We start from the raw sequence: 25,209 nt of genomic DNA on the forward strand, positions 1-25,209 counted from the left end.
AGCCAGCCCTAATATCCCAAACGCTGCGCCACCCCCACGGCGCGACTCTCCATTGAGCGTACCCATCGCGGATCGAGTATCGGAGTCAATCCGCGACCGCGGACGTAGTCGTCGAATGCCTCGGCGGTCGTCCACTTTGGACTGTAGCCCAGATCCCTGTGCATTCGCGTGGTGTCCATGACCCGGCCGTAGCTCAGGTAGTTCATCTGGTCGCGGTCGAGTTCGGTGTAATTCGTTGCGCGACTGAGAGAATTGATCGCCGACAGCGCCCCGCGCGGGACGGGGAGCCGGACCCGCCCGGACCGCCGGATTGCTTGACTCATCATGATGATGCCCGACGCGCCGATGTTGAACGTGCCCGCCTTGCCGGCCATCGTCGCGCGCTCGAGGGCGCCGAGGGCGTCCTGTTCGTGCAACAACTGCAACCGGGCGTCATGGCCCACCACCGACGGCACCACCGGCCCGGCCAGATACCGCGACAGCGCGGTGTCCATCGCCGGCCCGATCATGTTGGCCAGCCGAAGGATGGTCAGGTCGATATCCGGACGACGCCGGGCCAGCCCGCGGGCATAGCCCTCGATGTCGATGCTGTCGCGGGCGAACCCGTCGCCCGGCGGGCGTCGCGCGCTGCTCTCCTCGCCGAACATCACCGGGTCGCGTGAGCTTGAGCCGTACACCTCAGAGGTCGACTTGAGCACCACCCGGCGCACCGAGGGAGCCTTCTGGCAGGCGGCGAACAGTTGGATCGCGCCCATCACGTTGAGTTCCTTCAACGTGGCCCGGCCGCCGGACCGCGGCGCGTAGGAGGCCGCCGCGGCATGCACGACGGTATCCACGTTCCCGTTTCGGATCACCTTGGCGATGAACGGGTTGCGGATGTCGGCCCGGACGAATTCGGCCCGTCCCATCCGACGCATGAGGTCCTTGCTCGGCACCACCGCATCCACGGCGATGACATGCTCGATCGACGGGTTCTGTGCCAGCCTGGCGGTCAGATAACCGCCGAGGAACCGGCACGCACCCGTGACCAGAACCACCTTCGGAGCGGGCGCCGCGCTTGCGGACTGCGTTCTATCCGAAGAGTCCGCACCAGACGACCCGGGGACTCCCGTCGGGCGTCCCCCCGACCGACCATCAGAATCCATCGGCCCAGCCTAGCGGCCGCAGCGGTTGGCTACTTGCCGAGTTTTCTACGCTGCACCCGGGTACGGCGAAGCAGCTTGCGGTGCTTCTTCTTCGACATACGCTTACGCCGCTTCTTGATGACTGAGCCCATAAAGTCTGGTGTCTCCGCTACTCACGCTGGATGGTTGACCCGGTTACTTTACCCGGGCCAACCTCTGAAACGGAAAACGCCAGCCTGCTCAGGCGCACCCCGACCGCTGCGGCGCGTGGCCTAGCCTGCGTCGAAGTACGAAGACTCCAGCAGATCGTGGACTGCCTTGGCGTGGACCCGGAACGATCGGCCCACTCGAACCGCAGGCAGTTCCCCGTTGTGCACCAACCGGTACACCGTCATCTTCGAGACCCTCATCAAGCTCGCCACCTCGGCGACCGTCAGAAATTGAGCTCGAGGCTGACCGTCGCCAGCATCCCGCGCCGATGGCCCGTTCATAGACGTCATCGCAACCCAATCAATCAGGCACAGGCAGTTCCAGCGGCTTCCCCACCGCTGGCACCGACCCGCGCATACAAAGGGAGAATAGCGTGGCGGGTGGGGTTACTGCGACGGGTGTGGGCTAATCAGTCGGAATTAATCTAATTACTCAGATGTAATTCCGAGCTGCTCAGAGCGCGTTTTCGCGGCCTGAACGGCGTTGGAGACCGCGGCCCGCAGTCCCCCGCGCTCGAGTTCCCGCAGCCCAGCGGCGGTGGTCCCGGCCGGCGAGGTCACCATCGCCCGCAGTCGGGCCGGGGTGGTGTCCAGCGCGGCGCCTCCGGACGCACTCACCTCGTCGAGACGTTCCAGCAGCATCGCTGCCGAGCCGGCCATCGTCTGCACGGCCAGATCGGTCGCCACCGCGCGCGACAGGCCCGATTCCACGGCCGCATCCACGAGCGCCTCGACCATCAGGAAGAAGTACGCCGGCCCCGAGCCCGACACCGCGGTGACCGCGTCCAGCTGCGACTCGGCGACGGTGATCACCCCGCCGACCGCGTCGAAGATCGACGAGACCTCCTTGAGCTGTTCCGCGGTGGCGAACCGGCCCGCCGCCAGGGCGCTCACGCCGCCGCCGACCACGATCGGCGAATTGGGCATCACCCGGATCACCGGCGATCCGGCCGGCAGCTTGTTCTCGTAGTACGCGGTGGCCACGCCCGCGGCGATGGACACGAACACCTGCTCGGCGGTGTCGCTGTCGGCGCGTGCGGCCGCCTCGGCGATCTCGTCGATCACCTTCTCGACGTCACTCGGTTTCACCGCGATGACCACATAGGTGGCGTTCTCGGCGGCAGCGGCGACCGAGGCCACCTGCACCGAATACTTCTCCGACAGGTACTTGGCCCGGTCCGGAAACTTCTCCGCGACCACCATGTCCTTGACTTGCCTGCCAGCCCGTAACAGCCCCGACAGCAGCGCCTCGCCCATGCTTCCGCCGCCGATTATCGCGATTCTCGACATGGGCGACAGCATCCCATGACGGGCGTCAGGACGACGCCGGCACCATCGCCAACTGACGCGTCTGCACGATGATCCGGCCCTCGCAGTCGACCACGATGTGGTCCTCGTCGAACCAGTCCTGACCGATCTGCACCGAAGTGCACATCACCCGCAGCCAGCCGTCGGCCGGCAAGGCCCTCAGATAGGCCGTCAGCTGGACCGTGGGCGCCCAACCCATGCGCTCCACGGCAAAGGTGACCGGAGCCGACACATCGCCGCACAGGAGCGCGAACAGCACGTCGGGAGCGACTCCCTTCGGCCGCACCCAGTACTCGAAAACCGGTGGCCCGCCGTCGGTGCGCGGGCCCATCGTGTGCAGCGCCGGCCGGATGTCACAGCCGTGCGCCAGATGCACGACGTGCTCCATCGGGTGCCCGGGGCCGATCGGCTCCAGCCCCGGTGGCGGTTCGGGCGTCATCAACGGAACCACCGGGTTGAACGACAACAGCGGGGGCACGTGATGCTCGGGCTCGCCGAGGGTCACCGACACCGTCACCGCCACCTTTTCGCCCTGCCGGAGCTCGACGTCCACCAGGCCGATCCGCCGGCCCCGCTTGCGCACCGTGGTGACCACCTGCATCGGACCGGGATCCGGCGCCCACAGGTAGTTCGCCGATATCGCGATCGGCTGCGCGGACGTACCCAACTCGGTGCGTGCCGCGTTGGCACACAGCGCGAGCATGGCCCCGCCGTGCACCTTGGGCCCGATGGTCCAGTGCTCGTTGAGCTCACCGTGATAGACGCCGTCACCGGCCGGCGTCAGCGCCATGGCATCGGTGAACAGGGTGGAGCCGGTCATGTGCGGTCCTTCGTGGGTATGGCGCCGGGGTTTCAGCGCAACAGGTGCTTGCGGGCGAACTGGAGCGACTCGGTCAGCAGCGCCTCGCGTTCGGCGGCGGTCTTGGCCGCCGAGGTGGTGACCTCCAGGACCACATGGCCGGAGAAATCGCTCGCCGCCAGCATCTGGCAGACCTCGGCGGCGGGTTGGGTGCCGCGGCCGGGAACCAGATGCTCGTCGGTGGACGCGCCCTTGCCGTCGGCCAGGTGCAGGTGCACCAGGCCGTCACCCATGCGCCGGGCCATGTCGATGGCGTCGGTGCCTGCCGTCGCGGTGTGGCTCAGGTCCAGCGTGTAGTGCGCGTGATTGCCGTCCAGCGGGTCGTAGGACGGCGCGAACGCGGAAATGCCCGGGCCGGGCCGCCCGCCGCGCTTCCGCATGCGCTCGATGGACGTGCCGCCCGCCCCGAAGAACCGGTCGGCACGAAAGGGAAACATGTTCTCCACCGCCACCAGGACCTCGCTGTCGGCTTCCAACTGCGCGACCTGGTCGCTGAATCCCTCGGCGTAACGGCGCTGCCAGCGGAACGGAGGATGCACGACGACGGTCTGCGCACCCAGCTCTTCGGCCGCGCGCACGCTGCGTTCCAGCTTCGGGATCGGATTGGCGCCCCAGACCCGCTGCGAGATCAGCAGACAGGGTGCATGCACCGACAGCACCGGCACGCCGTAGTCGGCGGACAGCTTCTGCACCGCCTTGATGTCCTGGCTGACCGACTCGGCCCACACCATGAGCTCCACGCCGTCGTAGCCGAGCCGGGCGGCGTACTCGAAGGCAGCCTCCGTCCTCAGCGGATAGACCGAGGCGGTGGACAGGCCGATCTTGATGGCGGGGCGCACGACCTAATTGTGTACTGGGTCGTTAACTGGCCTGCAGCAGCGCCAAGGGGCCGAAGGTCACCAGCGCTCCGACCGCGACGGCGGTCAGTGTGCTGCCGATGTCCTCGGTCTTGCGGACCACGCGCACGCCTCCGGCCAGGCCGAGGATGACCAGCACGCCGAGCACGAGCGCGACGATGGTGTTCCACTTCCACAGCTGATCGAAGGCGATGAACAGGCCGGCACCGAAGGCCACCGCGATCACGCACTGCCCGACGATCCACAACGCCCGCACCAGCGGGGAGCTGGGCTCGGTTTCCTCGTCGTACCCGTCGTGCTCGTCGTGGTCCTCGAAGCCATCGGCGTCGCGGACGCCCTCGGACAGGTCCTCGTCGAGTTCGTCGGCACCGCCGCGGGGCCGGCGCCGGTCGTCGACATCCGAGTCGCCGCCGAACAGCGTCCCGATCGAGCCGTAGGGGCGGTCCCCGTACTCGTCGTCGTAGTCGTCGTACGCGGCGTCGTCGGCGTCCACCTCGTGGAGGTCGTGAACGTCGGCTTCGACCAGTGCGTCGGCCGGCTCGGCCTCGTCCTCGTCGAGGTCGTAGAGCGGGTCGGGGCTCATCCGCTCGGCGCCCGTACCCGACGGCTGATAGTCGCGGGCCGGCCGCTTGTACGGGGCGCGGCGCGGGCGGGGCCGGAACTCGACGGGTTCCGGGTCGGCGTCGCGGGCCGCCAGATGTGCGTCGTAGTCGTCCTCGGCCTCGGTGCGCACCTCCTCGGGCTCGGCCGGCCTGGCCGGCGGCTTGACCCGAGCGGGCCGCGGGCCGCCGTTGCGACCCCGGGGCTCCTCGCGCCGCTGTTCGCGCGGCGCCGGCGGCTCATCCAGGATCGGTGCCACGACGGCGGTGTCGACCAGGGGGTCAGGGGCGGGAACCGACGGCTCGTCGGTCTCGAACTCGATGTCGTCGGTGATGACCGGGATTTCGCCGGTGAGTTCGGCGACCGTCACCGCGTCGCTGTTTCCGCGACGACGCCGACGACGACCGCCGACCGGAGGTGCCCCGATCGTCCCGTTCTTCGCCAGCAACTCCGCTACCGAGATCGGTCGGGTGCCGGATGGGTTGTTCTCTGGTCCTGTCATACCTATGTTGCCTTTGGGGCTAGCTTTCCTTGACGTCCGGCGTCCCGCGCCGACGTCTCTACCAAGGCTGTGCCGTCGGCCTCGCTGTCGAGTTTCCGCAGAATCAACCCTTCCCGCAACGCCCAGGGGCAAATGTCGACGGAATCGATCTCCAGTGCTCGCATACTAGCTTCAGCTACCAAAGCACCGGCCACGATCTGTGGTGCCCGCTCGGCACTCACCCCTTCCAGCTCGGCACGGTCAGCCGCTGTCATCCTAGAGATGAAAGCTATGAGCTGTCTTAATCCAGCCGCGGTGAGGGTCCGCTTGACCCGCGGGCCGGCGCCCGAGGGCGCTGCCCCGGTCAGTCGGGCCAGAGAGCGGAACGTCTTCGACGTCGCGACGGCCAGGTCCGGATTGCCCGAGCGGCGCATCGTCGCACCGGCGTCGGCGAGTTCGGTGGCCAACCAGTCCCGCAGCATCGCGACCCGGCGCCGCCCAGGTGGGTCTTCGGCCAACCATTCCCTGGTCAGTCGGCCTGCGCCCAGCGGCAGCGACAGCGCCACCTCGGGCTCCTCGTCCACCCCGCTCGACAATTCCAGGGAGCCGCCGCCGATGTCGATGTTGATGATCCGGCCCGCACTCCAGCCATACCAGCGGCGCACCGCCAGAAAGGTCAGCCGGGACTCGTCGACGCCGCTGAGCACACCGAGGGACACCCCGGTCTCGGCCCGCACTCTTGCCAGGACTTCCTCAGAGTTCGTGGCGTCACGCACGGCCGAGGTGGCAAACGCCATCAGCTCGGCGCATCCCGAGCTGGTGGCGATTTTGGCGAACTCGTCAACGGTGGCCACCAGGCTGTCCGCCCCCTTGCGGGTCAGCTTGCCCGAGCCGTCGATCGCCTCGGCCAGCCGCAGGGCCGCCTTCGTGGAGCTCATCGGGGTCGGGTGCCCGCCACGGCGTGCATCCACCACGAGAAGATGAACCGTGTTACTACCGACATCGAGCACGCCTAACCGCACCGCACCAACCTAACCGCAACCGACCAGCGCTTCGTGGCCGGACCTCCCGCGAACGCGCGACAGCGGCGGACCCGGGCTGTGGCATGTCCCACCGCGCGTCGCGCCGCGGTTGGGAAATGTGTTCCGCCATATGCGAGTACCGTTTGCGCCGTGGCAGATGTGCATCCCGGCGAAGTCGAACTGGACTTTGCCCGTGAATGGGTGGAGTTCTATGACCCGGAGGACGCGACACATCTGATCGCGGCCGACATGACGTGGCTGCTGTCCCGCTGGACGTGTGTGTTCGGCACGCCGGCCTGCAAGGGCACCGTCGAGGGCCGTCCCGACGACGGCTGCTGCTCGCACGGCGCGTTCCTTTCCGACGACGACGACCGGGCCCGGCTGGACGACGCGGTCAAACAACTGACCGACGATGACTGGCAGTTCCGGGACAAGGGCCTGGGCCGCAAGGGCTACCTGGAAGACGACGAGTACGACGGCAAGCCCAATCTGCGGACCCGAAAGTACAAGGGGGCGTGCATCTTCCTGAACCGGCCGGGCTTCCCGGGCGGCATCGGATGTGCGCTGCACAGCAAGGCCCTGAAACTCGGCGTCGAGCCGCTGACCATGAAGCCCGACGTGTGCTGGCAGTTGCCGATCCGGCGCAGCCAGGAATGGGTCACCCGCCCCGACGACACCCAGATCCTGCGCACCGTCATCACCGAATACGACCGGCGCGGCTGGGGTGAGGGCGGCGCGGATCTGCACTGGTACTGCACCGGCGATCCCGGCGCACACGTCGGCGCCCGGCCGGTGTTCGAGTCCTACGCCCCCGAGCTGACCGAGCTGCTCGGCGAGAAGGCCTACGCCGAGTTGGCCGCGATGTGCCGGCGCCGCAGCGCCCTGGGTCTGGTCGCGGTGCATCCGGCCACCCGCGCCGCCGAATAGCCGGCAATTCAGCCCTCCAGCTTGTACCCCAGGCCTCGCACCGTGACCAGGTGCACCGGGTTGGCCGGATCGGATTCGATCTTGGAGCGCAGCCGCTTGACGTGCACGTCGAGGGTCTTGGTGTCGCCCACATAGTCCGCGCCCCACACGCGGTCGATCAGCTGGCCACGGGTGAGCACCCGGCCGCTGTTGCGCATCAGGTACTCCAACAGGTCGAACTCCTTGAGCGGCAACGTGATCTGCTCCCCGTTGACGCTGACGACATGCCGTTCGACGTCCATCCGCACCGGGCCGGCCTCCAGCACGCCGTCGCCGATACCGGTGTCGTCGGTGTCCGCGCCGCGGCGCAGCACCGCCCGGATCCGCGCGATCAGCTCGCGGGCCGAATACGGCTTGGTGACATAGTCATCGGCACCCAGCTCGAGGCCGACGACCTTGTCGATCTCGCTGTCGCGCGCAGTAACCATGATCACCGGCACGCTGGAGCGGGCCCGCAGTTGCTTACAGACGTCGGTACCGCTCATCCCCGGCAGCATCAGGTCCAGCAGGACGATATCGGCGCCGGAGCGCTCGAACTCGGCCAGTGCGGAGGGACCATCGGCCACCACGGTGGCCTCGAAGCCTTCCTTGCGGAGCAGGAATGCCAGGGGATCGGCCAGCGACTCCTCGTCCTCAACGATCAACACGCTGGTCATCGTTCTCGCTAATCCTCTCGGTCGTCTGAGCCACTTTTCGACTCATCGGTTTCGGGATAGGCCGGGATCGACAACGTGAACGTCGACCCGGTGCCCGGCTGACTCCACAGCCGGATGGTTCCGTTGTGGTTCGCGGCCACGTGTTTGACGATCGCCAGGCCCAGCCCGGTGCCGCCGGTGGCGCGCGACCGGGCCTTGTCGACCCGGAAGAACCGCTCGAAGACCCGTTCCTGATCGGCCTTGGCGATTCCGATACCGCGGTCGGTGACCGCGATCTCGACACTGCCGCCCCGCCGTCGGCGGCTGATGGATATGCCGGATCCGTTGGGCGAGTAGGCAATTGCGTTTGACACCAGGTTGGCGACGGCGGTCACGAGCAGGGTCTGGTCACCCAGCACCCGGTAGCCGGTCGGCGCATCGGTGGTGATGGAGATGTCGGCCTTGTCGGCGGCCACCTTGTGCCGGGACAGCGCCTCGGACACCACGGTGTCGACGTCGACGGCCCCGAGGTCGGGCAGCCGCTCGGCGCCCTGCAGCCGGGACAGTTCGATCAGCTCACCGACCATGTCGGCCAGCCTCAGCGATTCGGCGACCATCTTGTCGGAGAAGCGGCGCACCATGTCCGGGTCGTCGGCGGAGGCCTGCAACGCTTCGGCCAGCACCCGCATGGCACCCACCGGGGTCTTGAGCTCGTGGCTGACGTTGGCCACGAAATCCCGCCGGGTCGCTTCCATCCTGGCGTGCTCGGACTGGTCGTCGGCGTAGACGACGACGAACCGGCGGTCCTGGTCGGACAGCAGCCGCACCCAGCCACGCACCGAGATACCCGAGCGTCCGGGGTGCGGAAGCTTGCGCGGCGACAGGTCGACATCGACGGGCTGACCGGTGGCGAACACCTGCTCGGCGACCCGCCAGGCCCTGTCGTCGAGAAGCCGGTCGCGCACCACGCCGAGCTCGGTGGCCCGGTCATTGGCGTAGACCACGTCGTTGAACGTGTCGACCACGACGATGCCGTCGGGTGATGCGGAGACGATGTGCGCCAGCATCTGCGACACCGTCATGCCCGCCTCATCGGCTTCGCGACGCTGCCGCCTGGCCATGAGGCGGGGTACGACTGCGGCGGCCACACCCGCACCGACGATCAGCGCGAGCAACGACACGACCGCCGTCAGCAGTAACGCCGACACCAAGCTCACGCGAAAATCGTACGCACCCGGTGAACGTCATCCCAGCAGCGTGCGGCCAAAACGGGACAAGTCACACCGACAAATACAGGAGTTCGGCTGTCGTTAACCCCCGGTAACCTGCCGTTTGCCCTCATGCCCGCGTGTTCAGCGAACTATTTCTTGGCGCCCTGCGCGGCGACCGCGGCAGCCCCGGCGGCGGCTGCCTCCGGGTCGAGGTACTCACCCCCGGCGACCAGCGGCTTGAGGTTCTCGTCGAGCTCGTAGCGCAGCGGGATGCCGGTCGGGATGTTCAGGCCGACGACCTCCTCGTCGGACATCTGATCGAGGTATTTGACCAGCGCGCGCAGTGAGTTGCCGTGCGCGGCGATCAGCACGGTCTTGCCGGCCCGCAGATCGGGCACGATCGTGGCCTCGAAATACGGCACGAAGCGCTCCACCACGTCCTTGAGGCATTCGGTCAGCGGGCCGCCGCCGATGTCGGCGTAGCGCGGGTCGGCGTCCTGGCTGAACTCGCTGCCCTTCTCGATGGGCGGCGGCGGGGTGTCGTAGGAGCGCCGCCACGCCATGAACTGCTCTTCGCCGTACTTCTCCTTGGTGGCAGCCTTGTCCAGGCCCTGCAGCGCGCCGTAGTGCCGCTCGTTGAGCCGCCAGTCGCGGTGCACGGGGATCCAGTGCCGGTCGGCGGCGTCCAGGGCGAGGTTGGCGGTGGTGATCGCGCGGCGCAGCAGCGACGTGTACACCACGTCGGGCAGCACGTCGTTCTCGACCAGCAGCTTGCCGCCGCGGACCGCCTCGGTGCGGCCCTTTTCGGTGAGGTCGACGTCGACCCATCCGGTGAACAGGTTTTTCTGGTTCCAGTCGCTCTCACCGTGGCGGAGCAGGATCAGCGTCGGCATTTGTTGGTTTTCCTCCTCGCGTGCGGGCCGTGTGATCTTCTCACGGGCGCTCAGTCGTCGATGAGGTGCTCGAACGCTTCGAGGTTCTTCAGCGACTCACCGCGGGAGACCCGCCACTCCCACTCCTTCTGGATCGAGGACCGGAAGCCCAGTTCCAGCAGGGTGTTGAAGTCGGAGTCGACGGCTTCGAGCACCTGGCCCAGCACGCGGTCGATCTCGTCGGCGGTGACCGAGTGCAGCGCCATCCGGCCGACCAGATAGATGTCGCCGACGTTGTCGAGGGTGTAGGCGACCCCGTAGAGCCTGCGGTTGCGCTTGAGCAGGAACCGGTAGACGCCTTCGAAGTTCTCGTCGGGCTTGCGGCACACGAACGCCTCGACCCGCACCGAGTGCTCGCCGATGCTCAGGATGGTGTTGGTCTTGAGCTTCCGTTCCCCGGGCAGCTCGACGACGATGCCGGGCAGCCCGCCGTGGGCCCCTTTGTGGTGCTGGTAGACCAGCTCGTGCTCGTCGAGGGTGTCGGTGATGGTCTTGGCGACGTCGTTCATGCCCGCACCCCCCGGCGCAGCGCGAACCGACGCCCGGCCCGGCGACCGGAGGGCCTGCGGTGCCGGGACCGGTAATCGCTCATCGCATGGGCGTAGCTGTTGAGCAGGGCGTCGACGGTGTGGCCCCAGGAGAACTGTGCGGCGTGAGCGGCGGCGGCCAAGCTCAGCGGACCCGGATCGCGCTGCAGCACGCCGTCGATCGCGGCCGCCCAGTCGTCCACGTCATGCCCGTCGACCAAGGCCCCGCTCACCCCGTCGGCCACCGCGACCGGCAGCCCGCCGACGGCCGCCGCCACCACCGGCGTGCCGCAGGCCTGGGCCTCGATGGCGACCAGGCCGAAGGATTCGGAGTAGCTGGGTACTGCCACCAGATCGGCGGCGCGGTACACGTTGACCAGTTGTTCGCGAGATTGCGGAGGCAGGAACGTCACACGATCGGTGATACCCAGTTCGTCGGCCAGACGAATCAGGGTGTCGGGCTCGGCCAGGCCGCTGCCGGACGGCCCGCCGGCGACCAGCACCCGGACCCCGGGCAGTTTGGCGGCGGCACGCAACAGCACGTCGGGTGCCTTGAGCGGCTGGATCCGGCCTACGAACGCGACCACCTGTTCGCGGGGCGCAATCCCGAGCACCGCCCGCGCCGCGTCGCGGTCCCCCGGGGTGAAGGCATCCAGATCGACCCCAGGATGCACCACGTCGATACGCTCCGGGTCGGCATGGTGCAGTGAAACCAGTTGCTGTGCTTCATGTTCGGTGTTGACGATGAGGCGGTCGGCCTCGTCGACCACCTGCTGCTCCCCCACCGCGCGCAGCGGCGGCTCCGGCGAGTCCCCCGCGGCCAGGGAAGCGTTCTTCACCGCCGCCAGGGTGTGCGCGGTGTGCACCAGCGGCACCGCCCAGCGGTCGGAGGCCAGCCAGCCGACCTGACCCGACAGCCAGTAGTGCGAGTGCACCACGTCGTAGTAGCCGGGCTCGTGCGTCGCCTCGGCCCGCAACACCCCCGCGGTGAACGCGCACAGCTGGGTGGGCAGGTCATATTTGTCCAGCCCCTCGAACGGTCCGGCCACCACGTTGCGCACCAGCACCCCCGGCGCCACCGGCACCACCGGGGCATCCGACGAGGAGGTGGCCCGGGTGAAAACCTCCACCTCGACACCGCGACGGGCCAGCTGCAGCGCCGTCTGCAGCACGTAGACATTCATCCCGCCCGCATCGCCGGTGCCCGGCTGTGCCAGCGGCGAAGTGTGTACGGATAACACCGCAACGCGGTGCGGAATCTCGAGGTCCGTGGCTAGACGCACACAGACATGTCTACACCGCTGCGGATCGGCGGGTTTGAGCGCGCCGCATGGCACCGATCGGATCGGCGTACAGACCGCCCAGCGAAACGATGCCGGCGCTGGCTTCCTGGACCCGGTTGCCGAAGGCCGTCAGCCGGATATCGCGGTGCCCGAGCACCGACCGTCGTGCGACGGCGTCCTCCACGACCGGCAACCCCTCGGGGTATTCGGTGAAGGCCTGCCCGCCGAGTACCAGATCGTCCGGGTTGAGCAGGTCACGAAGCAGCGCGACGGCCTCGCCGAGTACCCGGGCCCGGTCCGCCAGCAACTCCTCCGCCTTGTCGTTGCCCTGACGGGCCGCGCGCAGTACGGCCGCCAGGGTGGACGACGGGCCCTCGGCGGGGATGATCCGCAGTCTGCGGGCCGCGTTGAGCACCGCTTCGTCGCTCACGGTGGATTCCAGTTGCCCTGAGCCGCCGAGCAATTCGGACTGGGCCGGCAGACCGGCGATGGTGCCGGGACCGCTGGCCGGGGAATGCACCCGGCCGTCGATGGACAGCGCGTAGCCGACGGTCTCCCTGGCATACACGTACAGGCTCGTCCGGGCCGGGGCGCCGGCGGCCTCCGGCGCGGAACGCGGTGCGCCCAGCAGCAATTCGGCGCCGGCCATCGCGTCCACGTGCGAGGCGACCGACACCGGCAGCCCGAGGGCTTCGGCGAGCACCGGGCCGACGGGCGCGTCGACCCAGCCGAGCCGGGGGTGATCGAGATACCCGGTGGCACTGTCGACGACGCCACCGACGGCGACGCCGACCCACAGTGGGCGGCGGCGGTGCCAGCGGCTCAGGTAGCGGCGGGCGCTGGAGGCCAGCGTGGCAAGCGCGGCGGACTGGGAGCCAGACGGGGTCGGCGTCTCGACCACGTCGAGGGTGCGACCGAACAGGTCGGTGGCCACGATGCTGGTGGTGCGCGCACCGATGTGGATGCCGAGCGTGAGATAGGGCTCGTGGTTGACCTCAACGGGCACGCGGGGCCTGCCGATGGCCCCCGAGACCGCGAGATCGGCGCGCTCACGCAGGACACCGGCGTCGAGCAGTGCGGTGACCTGGCGGTTGACGGTCGCGATGCTCAGCTGCGTGAGCTGGGCGACCGCGTCGCGGGCGATGGGGCCGCGGGTGCGCACAGCGCTGAACACCGATGCCGCGGCGGCGTCGGGCACCTTGAGCGACGGCGCGACGATGTGCAGCAGCCGTGATTGCGGCAAACGGGAGGCGGTGGCCAGTGGCCGGGACTGCCGATTCAGGTTGGTCGACGAGGCGGCGCGGGCGGAGGTGCGGCGGGGAGCGGCGATGGCGGTGGTCACGTGAATGGTCCTTACTGGTTGTCGGCTGGTGGGTGGAGACCACACCTGGCGACTCAGCAGGACGGGAAGAAAAGTCCGGATTCAGTCAGGCGCGGCGGGGTGCGCAACAACAACACGCACGCCGCGCGAAGCGGGACTGGAGGTTTCCGGACACCCGACGAATTTAGCACGCCATCTAGGGTTGGTCAGGTGACGACATCTCAGGCAGACAAAAAGGTGGCAGTGGTGACCGGCGCCAGCGCCGGGATCGGCGCCGCAACCGCGAAATCCCTTGCCGCCCTGGGCTTTCACGTTATCTGCGTGGCCCGCCGAGCGGACCGGATCCAGGCCCTGGCCAACGAGATCGGCGGGACGGCGATTGTGGCGGATGTCACTGACCAGGCCGCCGTCGACGCTTTGGCGGCCCAGTTGGACCGGGTGCACGTGCTGGTGAACAACGCCGGCGGGGCCCGTGGGCTGGAGCCCGTCCTGGACGCCGACCTGGAGCATTGGCGCTGGATGTGGGAGACCAACGTGCTGGGCACGCTGCGGGTCTCCCGGGCCCTGCTGCCCAAGCTCATCTCCTCCGGCGACGGCCTGATCGTCACCGTCACCTCGATCGCGGCGTTCGAGACCTATGACGGCGGCGCGGGCTACACCTCGGCCAAACATGCCCAGGGTGCGCTGCACCGCACCCTGCGCGGTGAACTTCTCGGAAAACCGGTGCGGCTCACCGAGATTGCGCCGGGGGCGGTGGAGACCGAGTTCTCCCTCGTGCGTTTCGACGGCGATCAGGAGCGCGCCGACAACGTGTACCGGGGCATCACCCCGCTGGTGGCCGAGGATGTGGCCGAGGTGATCGGCTTCGTCGCGTCCCGGCCCTCACACGTCAACCTCGACCAGATCGTCATCCGCCCGCGCGATCAGGCACCGCACGGGCGCTTCAACCGGACTTGAGTACGCGAAAGTGACGCAGGGGTCGTCGGGCGCGATGCCAAACGACCCCTGCGTCACTTTCGGTGCAAAGAGTTCTAACCGCCCGGCTCGGGACGCGGCGGCGCGGTGGTCGTCGGGGTGCCCGACAGCGTGGGCGCATCCGTCGGCGTCGCCGGCGCACTCGCGGGCAGGTTCGACGGAGAGTCCTGCGAGGACAGCGCCGACATGGACTTCCACTCGTTCCAGTCCACGGCCCAGTCCCAGATGTCGCCGTCGGCGTAGGACAGCTCGATGCGGGTACCGGTCACCTCGACCGGGTCGCCGTACATCGCGCTGTTGAAGTACTGCTGCGAGTTCTCCAGGTTCAGGTTGATGCAGCCGTTGGTGACGTTCGTATTGCCCTGCGAGTTGATGCTGTTCGGGTTGCAGTGGATGAACTCGCCGTTGTTGGAGATCCGCACCGCGAAGCGTTCATGCACATTGCTGTAACCCGCGGCCGGGTTCGTCATCCAGAAGTCCTCGTACTTCTCGGTGACCACGTGGATGCCGCTGCGGGTGACGTTGCGGTCCAGATCGCCCTCGCCGTAGCTGCAGGGGAAGTCCATGATCACCGCGCCGGACCCGTCGAGCACCTGGATGCGGTGGCTGGACGCCTCGGCCTTGACCACCTGGCGCCGGCCGATCTCGAAGTCGAGCGTGGAATCGGCCGCACCGTAGGCGCCGTCGCCGAAGCTGACCCCGTACAGCGGCGCCTTGACGCTGACCTTCGTTCCGGCCGGGAAGTACTCCCGGGACCGCCAGTGCACGCGCGAGCCGCCGGCTTCGTCGGGCAGCCAGGCCCAGCTGCCCTCGACGGGCGGCGTGGTGGTGACCTGGAGGGCCTTTTCGACCGTCGCCCGGTACTTGTCGTCGATCGCGGCGTCGAACTGCAGGATGATCGGCGCCGCGACACCGACGACCTGGCCGTCGGCGAGCTGGAACTGGCCGTTGACCTGTTTCTGCGGCGCGACGGTGCTGAACTTGCCCTGCACGGACTGGGCCTTGCCGTCCTTGCCCACCACCGAGCCGGCCCACGTATAGGTGGATTCGTAACCCAGCGGTTCGGTGATAGTGAACGCGGTGCGGTCGCTGTTGAATTTGCCGGCGACCACCTTGCCGTTGGCGTTGGTCAGGCTGACGCGCTGGAACGAGCCGTTCTCGACCTTGACCCCGACCGGTGCGGTCGGCAATACGTCCTCGGAGTCGGCAGCGGGCTCGTAGGTGACCGTCGGGGCTACCGGCTCCTCGGCCTGAGGTGCAGAGATGGGCGACTCACCCGAGCAGGCAGCCAACAACCCGGCTCCCACTCCGACGGTCAACACCGTCAAGGCACGACGCCGACTGAACAACGGGGCGTCGGCCTCCATATCACCGGCAGGGCTCACGTGGATCTAGGGTACTGATAGATCGCACCCAATCAGAATCGGCTCAGGCTGCAAAGCGATGCCGAAGCGGTCCAAAACACCCGCCTGCACCTCCCTGGCCAGGGCAATCACATCGGCACTGTTCGCCTCGCCACGATTGGTCAACGCCAGCGCATGCTTGGTGGAAAGCCGCGCCGAGGCACCGTCCCCGGGGTAACCCTTGCCGAAACCGGCGTGCTCGACGAGCCAGCCGGCGGCCAACTTCACCCCGTCCGGCGCGGGGTAGTGCGGCACCGGCGGAGCCTGCGGTCCCGCGGCGGCCCGGAACGTGGCCTGCACCCGCTCGAACTCGTCCTGCGACACCACCGGGTTGGTGAAGAACGACCCGACGCTCCAGGTGTCGTGGTCGTGCTCGTCGAGCACCATGCCTTTGCCCGCACGCAGCTGCAGCACGGCCTGGCGAACCCGCAGCGGGTCGGCCCGCTCCCCCGGCTCGACCCCCAGCACGTTGGCCAATTCGCGGTAACGCAGCGGTGCGCTTCGGCCCGTGTCATCCAGGGCGAACTCCACTTCGAGCACGATCACCGCATCGGAGTGTTTGAGGATGCTGGCGCGGTAGCCGAACTTGAGTTCTTCCGGTGCCGCCCAACGGACTTCACCGGTACGGCGGTCGAGCAGCCGCACCCGGCTGATGGTGTCGGCGACCTCTGCCCCGTAGGCGCCCACGTTCTGCACCGGGGTGGCCCCGACCGATCCCGGTATCCCGGACAGACATTCGAGCCCGCCCAACCCGTGCTGCAGCGAGGCGACCACGACGTCGTCGAACACCGCGCCGGCCTCGGCCCGCAGCAGGTTGCCCTCGACGGTGACGGCCGTGTTGGCCACCCGCACCACGGTGAGGTCGGGCATCGTGTCGGCCAAGTCGTCGGCCAGAACCACGTTGGATCCACCGGCCAGCACCAGGATCGGCTCGGCCACGGCGCGCAGCACGTCGATCAGCTGATCGGTGCTGGTACAGGTGAGCACCCGCGGTGCCACCGGACCGACCCGCAGTGTGGTCAGCGGGGCCAGCGCAACCGCCTCGGCAACTGCGACACCGGCAACATACGAACTGACCACGGCCCGTAACGGTAGCCTGACCAGCTATGCCGCGATCATTCGACATGGCCAGCGACTACCCGGGCAGCGTCGAACAGGTCCATCGCGCATTCGCCGACGAACGGTATTGGCGGGCCCGGCTGGCCGATTCCGGGGCCGACGACACCTCGCTGGACGCCCTGAACGTCACCGGCGACGGCGGCATCGAGGCGGTCACCACGCAGATCCTGCGCGCAGACCGGCTGCCCGGCCTGGTGTCGCAGTTTCACCGCGGCGATCTGAGAATCCGGCGCGAGGAGCACTGGCAGCCGATCCGGGACGGCTCGGCTCACGGCACGGTCGAGGGCTCCATCTCCGGGGCACCGGTATCGCTGTCGGGGGCCGCGACGCTCACCGCCACCGAGACCGGGTCCCGCTTGTCGGTGCACATCACGGTCGAGGTGCGGGTCCCACTGGTCGGCGGCAAGATCGAGAATTTCATCGGCACCCAGCTGGTCGATCTGCTCAAGGCCGAGCAGCGCTTCACCTCGGTGTGGATCGCCGAGCACACCTGAGGGCAGCCGGTACCGTCGTTATCCGTGAGCAGGCGGCTGGAGTACACGCTGGCGTTCGACGTCCCCGCCGAGACGCTCTACGCCGTATACGCCAGCGGCGAGTACTGGCAGACCCTCATGGACCGGTACGACGAGCTCACGCCCGGCAAATCCGACATCACGGAGTTCAGGGCCGACGCGGAGGGGATCGAGGTCGCGTTCCGGCAGGTGCTGCCGCACGCGGAGATGCCCGCGATCTTGCGGACGGTGATACCGCTCGACATGGCCATCACCCGCAGGCAGTGTTTCGGCCCGTTCGACGGTGGCGGCGCCAGCGGCCACTACGCGGCGTCGATCTCGCATGCGCCGGGGCGGCTCGACGGCCGTTATGCGCTCACCGGTGGCCCCTCGGGCTGCCGGCTGCGGATCGACAGCACCTGCAAGGTGGCCATGCCGCTGATCGGAGGCAAGCTCGAAGACATGGTGATGCAAACGGTCAACGACGTGTTCACCGTCGAGGAGGCGTTCACCGCTGACTGGATTGCCGAACACCTCTAGGCCGCTCGGCGCGGTCACCCGGGGCACCACCGGGTACAACCGGCTACGCCGCAGCGACCGCTGGCTGGTGCACTCGCCGCGCGTGCGCAGCGTGCTGCGGGCCGCGGCCGATCCGCTGGTCGTCGACCTCGGGTACGGCGCACTGCCGGTGACCACCCTGGAGTTGGCGACGCGGCTGCGGGTGATCCGCCCCGATGTTCGGGTCGTGGGCCTGGAGATCCATCCCGAACGGGTGGCCACCGCACGCGCGGTGGCCGGCGGCACCGACGTGCGGTTCGAACTCGGCGGGTTCGAGCTGGCCGGGCTACGCCCGGTGCTGGTTCGAGCGTTCAACGTGTTGCGGCAGTACCCGGTCGAGTCGGTGCCGGAGGCCTGGGCGACGATGTCGGGCCGGCTGGCGCCCGGCGGTCTGATCGTCGACGGAACCTGCGACGAGCTGGGCCGCCGCTGCTGCTGGGTGTTGCTGGACGAGAGCGGTCCCGTGAGCCTGACCCTGGCCTGCGACCCGTTCAGCATCGAACGTCCCTCGGATCTGGCCGAGCGGCTGCCCAAGGTGCTGATCCATCACAACGTCGAAGGCCAGCCCATCCACGCGCTGCTGGGCGCCGCCGACCGGGCCTGGGCCAGCGCGGCCGGGCACGTTGTGTTCGGGCCCCGGGTGCGCTGGCGAGCCATGGTGGAACTGCTGCGCGCAGAGGGTTTTCCGGTCGACGCGCCGCGCCGCCGGCTACGCGACGGAGTGCTGACGGTGCCCTGGGCGACCGTGGCGCCGGCCACCGATCAGGAGCAGCGGCGCCGCTAGGCTGTCTGCATGCGAATTGCCCTGGCGCAGATCGCCACCGGTACCGACCCCTCGTCGAATCTGACACTGGTCGACGAGTTCACCCGCCGCGCCGCCGACGACGGCGCGGCGCTGGTGTTGTTCCCCGAGGCCACGATGTGCCGGTTCGGCGTGGCACTGGGCCCGGTCGCCGAGGACCTGAACGGGCCGTGGGCGACGGCGGTCCGCGAGATCGCCGCACGTGCCGGGGTCGTGGTGGTGGCCGGGATGTTCGTGCCCAGTACCGACGGGCGGGTGACCAACACCCTGCTCGCGACGGGTCCCGGCGTCGATGCGCACTACCACAAGATCCACCTCTACGACGCGTTCGGATTCACCGAATCGCGCACTGTGGCACCGGGTTTCGAACCCGTGACAATCACCGTCGAAGGGGCGACGGTCGGCCTGACCACCTGCTACGACATCCGGTTCCCCGAGCTGTATGTGGAACTGGCCCGCCGCGGCGCCCAACTGGTCACCGTGCACGCCTCCTGGGGATCGGGGCCCGGCAAGCTCGACCAGTGGACCCTGCTGGCCCGGGCCCGCGCCCTGGACACCACGGGCTTCGTCGCCGCGGTGGATCAGGCCTACCCGGGCGATGAGATCGCCAAGGCCGGCCCGACGGGCGTCGGCGGCAGCCTGGTGTCCTCCCCCACCGGCGAGGTTCTGGTTTCGGCCGGCGCCGATGAGCAGTTGCTGGTGTTCGACGTCGACCTCGATGCCGCCGACCAGGCCCGCGAGACCATCGCGGTGCTACAGAACCGCTCACAGTTCGCTCAGTCGGGTAAGGCACAATCGCTGGGGTGACCGATCCCTGGGCTCGCCCAACCGACCAGTCCCCGCCAGCATCTTCAGCGGAGCTGCCTCCGCCACCTCCGGCCCCTGACCAGCCCGTTCACCCCGGTCAGCCGGGTCAGCCGGGTCAGGTCGAGCAACCCGCGCCGCAGCCGCAGGACTCCTCGCCGCTGGCGAAGGTCAAGAAGCTGTTCTCGGACCCGCTGTCGGTGGTGCTGGTGGCGGTGATCGTGGTGGCTCTGGTGGCCGCCGGCGTGCTCGGCGGTGAGCTCTATGCCCGCAACCGCGCCGACCAGATCGTCGCGTCCACGGTGGAGTGCGTTGTCGGCGACGGCGCGAAGGCCTCGTTCGATCCGTTGCCGCCGTTTTTGATGCAGCACATGAGCGGGCATTACACCAACATCAACGTCGAGACCGCGGGCAACCAGATCCGCGAGGCCAAGGGGATGAAGGTCAAGCTCGGCATCAAGGACGTCCGGCTCAAAGAGACGGCCGACTCCAGCGGCACGGTGGGCTCACTCGTCGCCGACATCGACTGGAGCACCGACGGCATCCGCCAGACCGTGGCCGACATGGTGCAGCTGCCGTTCATCGGCTCGGCCATCTCCGATGTGCGCACCAACCCGTCCAACGGGACGATCGAGCTCAAGGGCCTGCTCGGCACCATCACCGCCAAGCCTTCGGTGGTCAACAAGGGCATCTCGCTGCAGATCATCGATCTGAGCGCGATCGGGCTGTCCTGGCCGCGGGAGACCCTGCAGCCGATCCTGGACAAGTTCACCGCCCAGATCACCGAGAACTATCCGATGGGCATCCACGCCGACAGCGTGCAGGTCACCGAGAACGGCGTCGTCGCGAAGTTCTCGACCACGAATGCGTCGATGCCCAAGCCTGCCGACGATCCCTGCTTCGGCAAGCTCTGATCCTTCAACTCGAAGCGTCAGCCGGCGAGGCCGTCGAGCACCGCCCGGGTGCCCGACAGGCCGAGCCGGGTGGCTCCGGCGTCGAGCATGGCCGTGGCCGCCTCGGCGGTACGGATGCCGCCGCTGGCCTTCACCCCGACCCCGGCGCCCACCGCACGGGCCATCAACTCCACAGCCCGGGTGGAGGCACCGCCGCTGGGGTGGAAGCCGGTGGAGGTTTTGACGAAATCCGCTCCGGCGTCGACTGCGGCCCGGCACACGTCCTGCAGCAGCGCCTCATCGGCGAACTCCAACAGCGCCGCGGACTCCACGATGACCTTGAGGGTGGCGCTGGGAACGGCGGCGCGCACGGCGGCCACCTCGGCCGCCGTGGCAGTCAGATCGCCGCTCACGGCCAGCCCGACGTCGATCACCATGTCGATCTCGGCGGCGCCTTCGGTCACGGCCAGCTGCGACTCCCGGGCCTTGATCTCGGCCAGGTGCTTGCCCGACGGGAAGCCCGACACCGCAGCCACCACGAGGCCCTGTGGGGCGGCTGCCGCGGCGGTGGCCACCAGCGACGGTGACACGCACACCGAGAACACGCCGAGATCGACGGCCTCGGCCACCAGTTTCTCGACGTCGGCCCCGGTGGCCTCGGGTTTGAGCAGGGTGTGGTCGACCAGTGCCGCCACCTGGGCCCGCGTGTAGCCGCCCATCAGAACGGCTCCTCGCTGCCGCCGGGATTGCATCCGCTGGCCAGCATCACCTCGGGGCTGACCTCGGGCCGCCACGGCTCCAGGTTCCAGCTGCTCTTGCCGGGCTCGGCGAGTTCGGCGAACGTCCAGTGGCACAGGAACTGCTCACGCATCCCGGGCAAGTCGGCCACTGGTGACAGGGTCAAGACCTCTGCCCAGGCCTGGTCCGCTTGCGCCGTGCTGCCGGGCTGGTGGGTCAGGGCGCGGGCAGTGTCGGTGGGGTACACGCGCAGGCTCGACAGGTCGCCCCACTTGGCCCATGCGACGTGATCGACGTACGTGTGGTCGCCGGGATCCGCGGTGACGCCGGGGGCAGTGATCAGCGCCGTGCCCAGCGCGAGGCAAGCCGCGCCGAACGCGGCTGGTCGTGACGGCATCGGATCAGTGCGACTTTCCCTGAATTTCGAGCAGTTTGGGCCGCACGTCGACGAGGTAGACACCGGCGGCGCACGCCGCGATGACGGGGATGAACACTCCGCCCACCAGCAAGGTCAGCACCGCGCTCACACCGAGGATGCCCAGCCAGACGGGCTTGGTGAGCTTACCGGTGGCCGTGTAGGCGTCCGGGCGCTGCCGGGCCGCATGGATGAAGGCGTACGCCGCCACCAGAACGACCAGGTAGCCGAGTACGGAAATAATGACGCCCGCAAGGTTGGCAAGTTGCACCTCACCAGCCTATGCGGGCGTCATCGTCAGCGTCGACCGGCGGGGCTCACGGCCCCGCCGGTCGATACCGGAATTACTTCTGGGTGACCTTCTTGGCCGGAGCGGCCGCGGTCTTCTTGGCGGCCGGGGTGGTCTTCTTGGCGGCGGTGGCCGGCGCAGCCTTCTTGGCGGGTGCCTTCTTGGCGGGAGCGGCGGCCGGCTCGGCAGCCTTCTCGGCCTTCTTCGGCAGCTCGACGCCCACCAGCTTGGCGGCCCGCTCGCCGACCGCACGGGTCTGCGAGGCGACGGTGCCCAGCGCATCCTGGGTCAGCTCGGTGACCTGGTCGGTGTAGCCCTCGACCCGGCTGGCGGCCTCCTCGATGGCCGGCTGGTTGCGCAGGCGCTCCAGCGCGGCCTCGCCGCGCTCGACGAGCTTGTTGTAGGTCGCGGTGGCCTGGTCGGCGTAGCCCTCGGCGGCCTTGCGCAGCTCCTCGGAGGTGAACTTGTCGCGCAGCTCGTCGAACTGGGCCGGCAGGTCTTCCTGCAGCTTGGTCAGGCGGGCGCGGCCTTCCTCGACGCGGGCCTCGGCGTCGGTGCGGGCACCCTCGGCACGCTCACGCAGGCTGGCGACGATCTCGTTGACCGTGGCCAGGGCCAGGTCGGCAGCACCGACGGCGGCCAGCAGCGGGGCCTTGAGGTCTTCGATCGTGGGCTGAGTCTTCTCGGTCATGCGAATTCCTTTCTCAGGATTGGACTTTGGTTCGAGTGGTGGTCAGGCAGTTGGTGAGATGTCAGTCAGTTGTCGACTCCTCACCTGCAGCGGCTGCATCGGCTTCGTTCTGCTGACGGAACGACGTGTAGATATCGAGCAGCACCTGCTTCTGCCGTTCGGTGATACCCACGTCGTTGACGATGGCGTCGCGGACCTCACTGGGCTCGCTGGGCTCCAAGATCCCGGCACGCACATAGAGGACTTCCGCAGACACCCGCAGTGCCTTCGCGATCTGGTTGAGCACGTCGGCGGAGGGTTTCCGCAATCCCCGTTCGATCTGACTCAGGTAGGGATTGCTGACGCCGGCCTTCTCGGCCAACTGCCGTACCGATACCTGTGCCGCCTCACGCTGGGCCCGGATGAAGCTCCCGATGTCCTGCGCAGCGTTGGAGACGACAGCCGCGAGATTTTCTTCTTGCGCCATGTCATTCCCCTCGTAGCCCGGGTATCCGTTAACGACGAAATTCACGCTACGACGGGGTGCTAACTTTTGCAAGCACTAGTTAGCGCAGGTCAGAAGAGTAGTTGGGCTATCGAATAGATGATCAACCCCGCCAGCGAGCCCACCACGGTGCCGTTGATCCGGATGAACTGCAGGTCACGGCCCACATGCAACTCGATCCGGCGGCTCGCCTCGTCCGCGTCCCAGCGCTCGATGGTCTCGGTGATGATCGCTGTGATCTCGGTCCCATACTCCGCGACCAGGTGTTTCGCGCCCCGGATGATCCAAGTGTCGACCTTGTCGCGGAGTTCGGCATCGTCGCGCAACGACTCCCCTATGCGCATCACCGAGTCGGCGATCCGGGTGCGCAACGCCGACGACGGGTCGTCCACCGACTCCAGGATGATCCGCTTGGCCGCCGCCCAGGCGGTCTCGGCCGCCCGGGCCACCTCGTCGCGGCCCATGATCTGGTCCTTGACGTTCTCCGCCCGCGCAATCGTGGCCTCGTCGTGCTGCAGGTCGTCGGCGAACTCGAACAGGAACCGCGTGGCCGAGCGCCGCAGCTCGTGATCGGGGTTGCGACGCACCTTGTCGGTGAAGTCCATCAGCTCCCGGTGGATCCGATCCCCGACCAGGTGGTCCACCCAGCGGGGCGACCAGGTCGGCGAATCCCGCTCGATGACCCGCTCGATCACCTCACCGGAGTTCAGCGACCACTGGAACGCCCGGTCGCACAACAGCTGGATCAGCGCCTCCTGTCGCCCCTCCTGCAGCAGGGTCGACAGCACCCGGCCGATCGGCGGGCCCCATTTCGGTTCGGCGATGCGCTTGACGATCATCCGGTCCAACACGTGCTGAACGTCGTCGTCGCGCAGCATCTCCACGCCCACCCGCAGCACGGTCGACGCTTCGGCGGCCACCCGCTCGGCATGCGGACGGTCACTCAGCCACTTACCCAACCGGCCCGCCACCTGGGCGTCGTGCAGCTTTGTGGCGATCACCTCGGGAGACATGAAGTTCTCCCGGACGAACGTGCCCAGGCCCTCGCCCAGCTGGTCCTTCTTGCGCTTGATGATGGCCGTGTGCGGGATCGGCAGGCCGAGCGGATGCTTGAACAGCGCCGTCACCGCAAACCAGTCGGCAAGCGCGCCGACCATGCCGGCCTCGGCCGCGGCCCGCACATAACCGACCCAGCCGGCCGCGCCCCGCGACTGGGCCCACGTGCAGAACAGAAAGACCACGGTGGCGCCGACGAGAAAGCTCAGCGCGACGAGCTTCATCCTCCGCAAACCCCGGAGGCGTTCGGCGTCCGCGGCGCTGTCCGCCCCGGCCAGCGTCTCGGCAAAACTGGGCCGCGGACCCGCATGCGCGCGGATTCCCTCGTCGGATCGATGTGCCACGTTTCCATCTTGCGCTATCAGCACGACAGAGGGCCTGACCCACGGACCGGTATGCGCAGATTCGCCGTACTATCGAGTGGAACTAGGGAATGGGACTACTGCGACTGTGGCACAGCAGACTCCGCCGGTGGCGGTGAAGACCGATGGACGCAAACGGCGCTGGCACCAGCACAAGGTGGAGCGGCGCAATGAACTGGTAGACGGCACCCTCGAAGCGATCCGGCGCCGGGGCAGCAACGTCAGCATGGACGAGATCGCGGCAGAGATCGGCGTATCCAAGACCGTGCTCTACCGCTACTTCGTCGACAAGAACGACCTCACCACCGCGGTGATGATGCGGTTCGCCCAAACCACCCTGATCCCGAACATGGCTGCCGCCCTGTCCTCGAACCTCGACGGATTCGACCTGACCCGCGAGATCATCAAGGTCTACGTGGAAACCGTTGCGGCCGAGCCCGAACCGTACCGCTTCGTGATGGCCAACAACTCGGCCAGCAAGAGCAAGGCCGTCGCCGATTCCGAGCAGATCATCGCCCGCATGCTGGCCGTGATGTTGCGCCGCCGGATGGCCTCGGTCGGCATGGACACCCGGGGCGCCGAACCGTGGGCGTTCCACACCGTCGGCGGCGTTCAGCTGGCCACCCACTCCTGGATGTCGAACCCCCGGATGACGGCCGACGAGCTGATCGACTACCTGACCATGCTGTCCTGGAACGCGCTGTGCGGCATCGTCGAGGTCGGCGGGTCCCTGGAAAAGTTCAACTCACTGCCGCACCCGTCACCGGTTCTGCCGCCGCAACTGCTTGACTGAG

General features: G+C 68.2%; 30 protein-coding genes. 8 read left to right on the plus strand and 22 right to left on the minus strand.

Translation table 11 applies throughout. The features are described 5' to 3' along the window. Positions 1 to 8: 8 nt before the first annotated feature. From K6L26_RS26870 to K6L26_RS26905, 8 genes are all read right to left on the minus strand, one after another. Positions 9 to 1,145 carry an SDR family oxidoreductase gene (locus tag K6L26_RS26870; RefSeq protein WP_036389301.1) on the minus strand — a complete coding sequence of 379 codons (1,137 nt, stop codon included), beginning with the start codon at positions 1,143 to 1,145 and terminating at the stop codon, positions 9 to 11. A gap of 29 nt (positions 1,146 to 1,174) precedes the next feature. After that, a complete protein-coding gene (locus tag K6L26_RS26875; protein WP_003402602.1) occupies positions 1,175 to 1,276 on the minus strand; it encodes a 30S ribosomal protein bS22 in 102 nt (33 codons plus the stop codon). Between the two features lie 120 nt (positions 1,277 to 1,396). Further along, on the minus strand, positions 1,397 to 1,624 hold the full coding sequence (locus K6L26_RS26880) for a cell division/environmental response transcriptional regulator (protein ID WP_003882954.1): 228 nt from the start codon (positions 1,622 to 1,624) through the stop codon (positions 1,397 to 1,399). 138 nt (positions 1,625 to 1,762) lie between these two features. Then, entirely contained in the window at positions 1,763 to 2,623 is an 861-nt protein-coding gene (proC, locus tag K6L26_RS26885; RefSeq protein ID WP_109531057.1) for a pyrroline-5-carboxylate reductase, read from the minus strand. Between the two features lie 25 nt (positions 2,624 to 2,648). Next, positions 2,649 to 3,461: a thioesterase family protein gene (locus K6L26_RS26890; RefSeq protein ID WP_019343975.1), complete on the minus strand. Its 813-nt coding sequence runs from the start codon at positions 3,459 to 3,461 to the stop codon at positions 2,649 to 2,651. A 32-nt stretch (positions 3,462 to 3,493) separates the two neighbouring features. Further along, a complete protein-coding gene (locus K6L26_RS26895; RefSeq protein WP_019343976.1) occupies positions 3,494 to 4,339 on the minus strand; it encodes a sugar phosphate isomerase/epimerase family protein in 846 nt (281 codons plus the stop codon). A 22-nt stretch (positions 4,340 to 4,361) separates the two neighbouring features. Continuing rightward, on the minus strand, positions 4,362 to 5,459 hold the full coding sequence (locus tag K6L26_RS26900) for an Rv0497 family membrane protein (protein ID WP_221852111.1): 1,098 nt from the start codon (positions 5,457 to 5,459) through the stop codon (positions 4,362 to 4,364). 2 nt (positions 5,460 to 5,461) lie between these two features. Beyond that, positions 5,462 to 6,460, minus strand: a complete 999-nt coding sequence (locus tag K6L26_RS26905) for a Ppx/GppA family phosphatase (protein WP_221852113.1) — start codon at positions 6,458 to 6,460, stop codon at positions 5,462 to 5,464. Between the two features lie 150 nt (positions 6,461 to 6,610). On the opposite strand from K6L26_RS26905, the gene K6L26_RS26910 reads away from it, so the two are divergent. Continuing rightward, a complete protein-coding gene (locus K6L26_RS26910) occupies positions 6,611 to 7,387 on the plus strand; it encodes a DUF3109 family protein (protein ID WP_221852115.1) in 777 nt (258 codons plus the stop codon). An 8-nt stretch (positions 7,388 to 7,395) separates the two neighbouring features. Here the strand turns inward: K6L26_RS26910 and regX are convergent, their stop codons facing one another. The 6 genes from regX to K6L26_RS26940 all read right to left on the minus strand — a co-directional run bounded on the left by regX (position 7,396) and on the right by K6L26_RS26940 (position 13,356). Then, positions 7,396 to 8,082, minus strand: coding sequence for a two-component sensory transduction protein RegX (gene regX / locus K6L26_RS26915; protein ID WP_019348315.1), 687 nt, complete (start codon positions 8,080 to 8,082; stop codon positions 7,396 to 7,398). An 8-nt stretch (positions 8,083 to 8,090) separates the two neighbouring features. Continuing rightward, the gene (locus tag K6L26_RS26920; RefSeq protein ID WP_036389322.1) at positions 8,091 to 9,278 is read right to left on the minus strand and encodes a sensor histidine kinase; all 1,188 of its coding nucleotides are present in this window, start codon (positions 9,276 to 9,278) and stop codon (positions 8,091 to 8,093) included. A gap of 143 nt (positions 9,279 to 9,421) precedes the next feature. Continuing rightward, positions 9,422 to 10,165, minus strand: coding sequence for a phosphoglyceromutase (locus K6L26_RS26925; RefSeq protein ID WP_019348313.1), 744 nt, complete (start codon positions 10,163 to 10,165; stop codon positions 9,422 to 9,424). 50 nt (positions 10,166 to 10,215) lie between these two features. Further along, complete coding sequence (locus K6L26_RS26930) at positions 10,216 to 10,713, minus strand: type III secretion system chaperone family protein (protein WP_019348312.1); 498 nt, start codon at positions 10,711 to 10,713, stop codon at positions 10,216 to 10,218. Then, entirely contained in the window at positions 10,710 to 12,014 is a 1,305-nt protein-coding gene (gene mshA, locus K6L26_RS26935; RefSeq protein ID WP_064898327.1) for a D-inositol-3-phosphate glycosyltransferase, read from the minus strand. Before mshA ends, K6L26_RS26930 begins: the two co-directional genes overlap by 4 nt. Positions 12,015 to 12,024: 10 nt before the next feature. After that, on the minus strand, positions 12,025 to 13,356 hold the full coding sequence (locus K6L26_RS26940) for an ROK family protein (RefSeq protein WP_065062033.1): 1,332 nt from the start codon (positions 13,354 to 13,356) through the stop codon (positions 12,025 to 12,027). A 189-nt stretch (positions 13,357 to 13,545) separates the two neighbouring features. Between K6L26_RS26940 and K6L26_RS26945 the strand changes: the two genes are divergently transcribed. After that, a complete protein-coding gene (locus tag K6L26_RS26945) occupies positions 13,546 to 14,292 on the plus strand; it encodes an SDR family NAD(P)-dependent oxidoreductase (protein ID WP_064898331.1) in 747 nt (248 codons plus the stop codon). Positions 14,293 to 14,366: 74 nt separating this feature from the next. Here the strand turns inward: K6L26_RS26945 and K6L26_RS26950 are convergent, their stop codons facing one another. Then, positions 14,367 to 15,695 (minus strand): L,D-transpeptidase, encoded by a 1,329-nt coding sequence (locus K6L26_RS26950; RefSeq protein WP_036389327.1) that lies wholly within the window; start codon positions 15,693 to 15,695, stop codon positions 14,367 to 14,369. Positions 15,696 to 15,701: 6 nt separating this feature from the next. After that, positions 15,702 to 16,793 carry a UDP-N-acetylmuramate dehydrogenase gene (locus K6L26_RS26955; RefSeq protein ID WP_221852116.1) on the minus strand — a complete coding sequence of 364 codons (1,092 nt, stop codon included), beginning with the start codon at positions 16,791 to 16,793 and terminating at the stop codon, positions 15,702 to 15,704. A 26-nt stretch (positions 16,794 to 16,819) separates the two neighbouring features. Between K6L26_RS26955 and K6L26_RS26960 the strand changes: the two genes are divergently transcribed. Genes K6L26_RS26960 through K6L26_RS26980 form a run of 5 tightly spaced genes read left to right on the plus strand, consistent with a single transcriptional unit; the run spans position 16,820 to position 20,401 of the window. After that, complete coding sequence (locus K6L26_RS26960) at positions 16,820 to 17,326, plus strand: DUF2505 domain-containing protein (protein ID WP_076215951.1); 507 nt, start codon at positions 16,820 to 16,822, stop codon at positions 17,324 to 17,326. Between the two features lie 24 nt (positions 17,327 to 17,350). Further along, entirely contained in the window at positions 17,351 to 17,863 is a 513-nt protein-coding gene (locus tag K6L26_RS26965; RefSeq protein WP_221852118.1) for a DUF2505 domain-containing protein, read from the plus strand. Further along, entirely contained in the window at positions 17,838 to 18,665 is an 828-nt protein-coding gene (locus K6L26_RS26970; protein ID WP_221853481.1) for a class I SAM-dependent methyltransferase, read from the plus strand. The genes K6L26_RS26965 and K6L26_RS26970 overlap by 26 nt, the downstream gene beginning before the upstream one ends. Positions 18,666 to 18,674: 9 nt before the next feature. After that, positions 18,675 to 19,490: a carbon-nitrogen hydrolase family protein gene (locus K6L26_RS26975; protein ID WP_019348303.1), complete on the plus strand. Its 816-nt coding sequence runs from the start codon at positions 18,675 to 18,677 to the stop codon at positions 19,488 to 19,490. Further along, the gene (locus K6L26_RS26980; RefSeq protein WP_019348302.1) at positions 19,487 to 20,401 is read left to right on the plus strand and encodes an LmeA family phospholipid-binding protein; all 915 of its coding nucleotides are present in this window, start codon (positions 19,487 to 19,489) and stop codon (positions 20,399 to 20,401) included. Before K6L26_RS26975 ends, K6L26_RS26980 begins: the two co-directional genes overlap by 4 nt. A gap of 17 nt (positions 20,402 to 20,418) precedes the next feature. On the opposite strand, the gene deoC is transcribed toward K6L26_RS26980, so the two are convergent. From deoC to K6L26_RS27010, 6 genes are all read right to left on the minus strand, one after another. Beyond that, on the minus strand, positions 20,419 to 21,099 hold the full coding sequence (gene deoC, locus K6L26_RS26985; protein WP_064895772.1) for a deoxyribose-phosphate aldolase: 681 nt from the start codon (positions 21,097 to 21,099) through the stop codon (positions 20,419 to 20,421). After that, a complete protein-coding gene (locus tag K6L26_RS26990) occupies positions 21,099 to 21,515 on the minus strand; it encodes a DUF2599 domain-containing protein (protein WP_064895774.1) in 417 nt (138 codons plus the stop codon). The genes deoC and K6L26_RS26990 overlap by 1 nt, the downstream gene beginning before the upstream one ends. A gap of 4 nt (positions 21,516 to 21,519) precedes the next feature. Next, on the minus strand, positions 21,520 to 21,804 hold the full coding sequence (locus K6L26_RS26995; protein ID WP_036389335.1) for a DUF2516 family protein: 285 nt from the start codon (positions 21,802 to 21,804) through the stop codon (positions 21,520 to 21,522). Positions 21,805 to 21,877: 73 nt separating this feature from the next. Then, complete coding sequence (locus K6L26_RS27000) at positions 21,878 to 22,513, minus strand: hypothetical protein (protein ID WP_019345134.1); 636 nt, start codon at positions 22,511 to 22,513, stop codon at positions 21,878 to 21,880. A gap of 61 nt (positions 22,514 to 22,574) precedes the next feature. Further along, positions 22,575 to 22,979 carry a helix-turn-helix domain-containing protein gene (locus K6L26_RS27005; protein ID WP_019345135.1) on the minus strand — a complete coding sequence of 135 codons (405 nt, stop codon included), beginning with the start codon at positions 22,977 to 22,979 and terminating at the stop codon, positions 22,575 to 22,577. 89 nt (positions 22,980 to 23,068) lie between these two features. After that, a complete protein-coding gene (locus tag K6L26_RS27010) occupies positions 23,069 to 24,397 on the minus strand; it encodes a DUF445 domain-containing protein (protein ID WP_043368343.1) in 1,329 nt (442 codons plus the stop codon). A 106-nt stretch (positions 24,398 to 24,503) separates the two neighbouring features. On the opposite strand from K6L26_RS27010, the gene K6L26_RS27015 reads away from it, so the two are divergent. Continuing rightward, on the plus strand, positions 24,504 to 25,208 hold the full coding sequence (locus K6L26_RS27015; protein ID WP_019345137.1) for a TetR/AcrR family transcriptional regulator: 705 nt from the start codon (positions 24,504 to 24,506) through the stop codon (positions 25,206 to 25,208). Position 25,209: the final 1 nt, after the last annotated feature.

The organism is Mycobacterium farcinogenes, from assembly GCF_019739075.1.
Lineage (GTDB): Bacteria > Actinomycetota > Actinomycetes > Mycobacteriales > Mycobacteriaceae > Mycobacterium > Mycobacterium senegalense.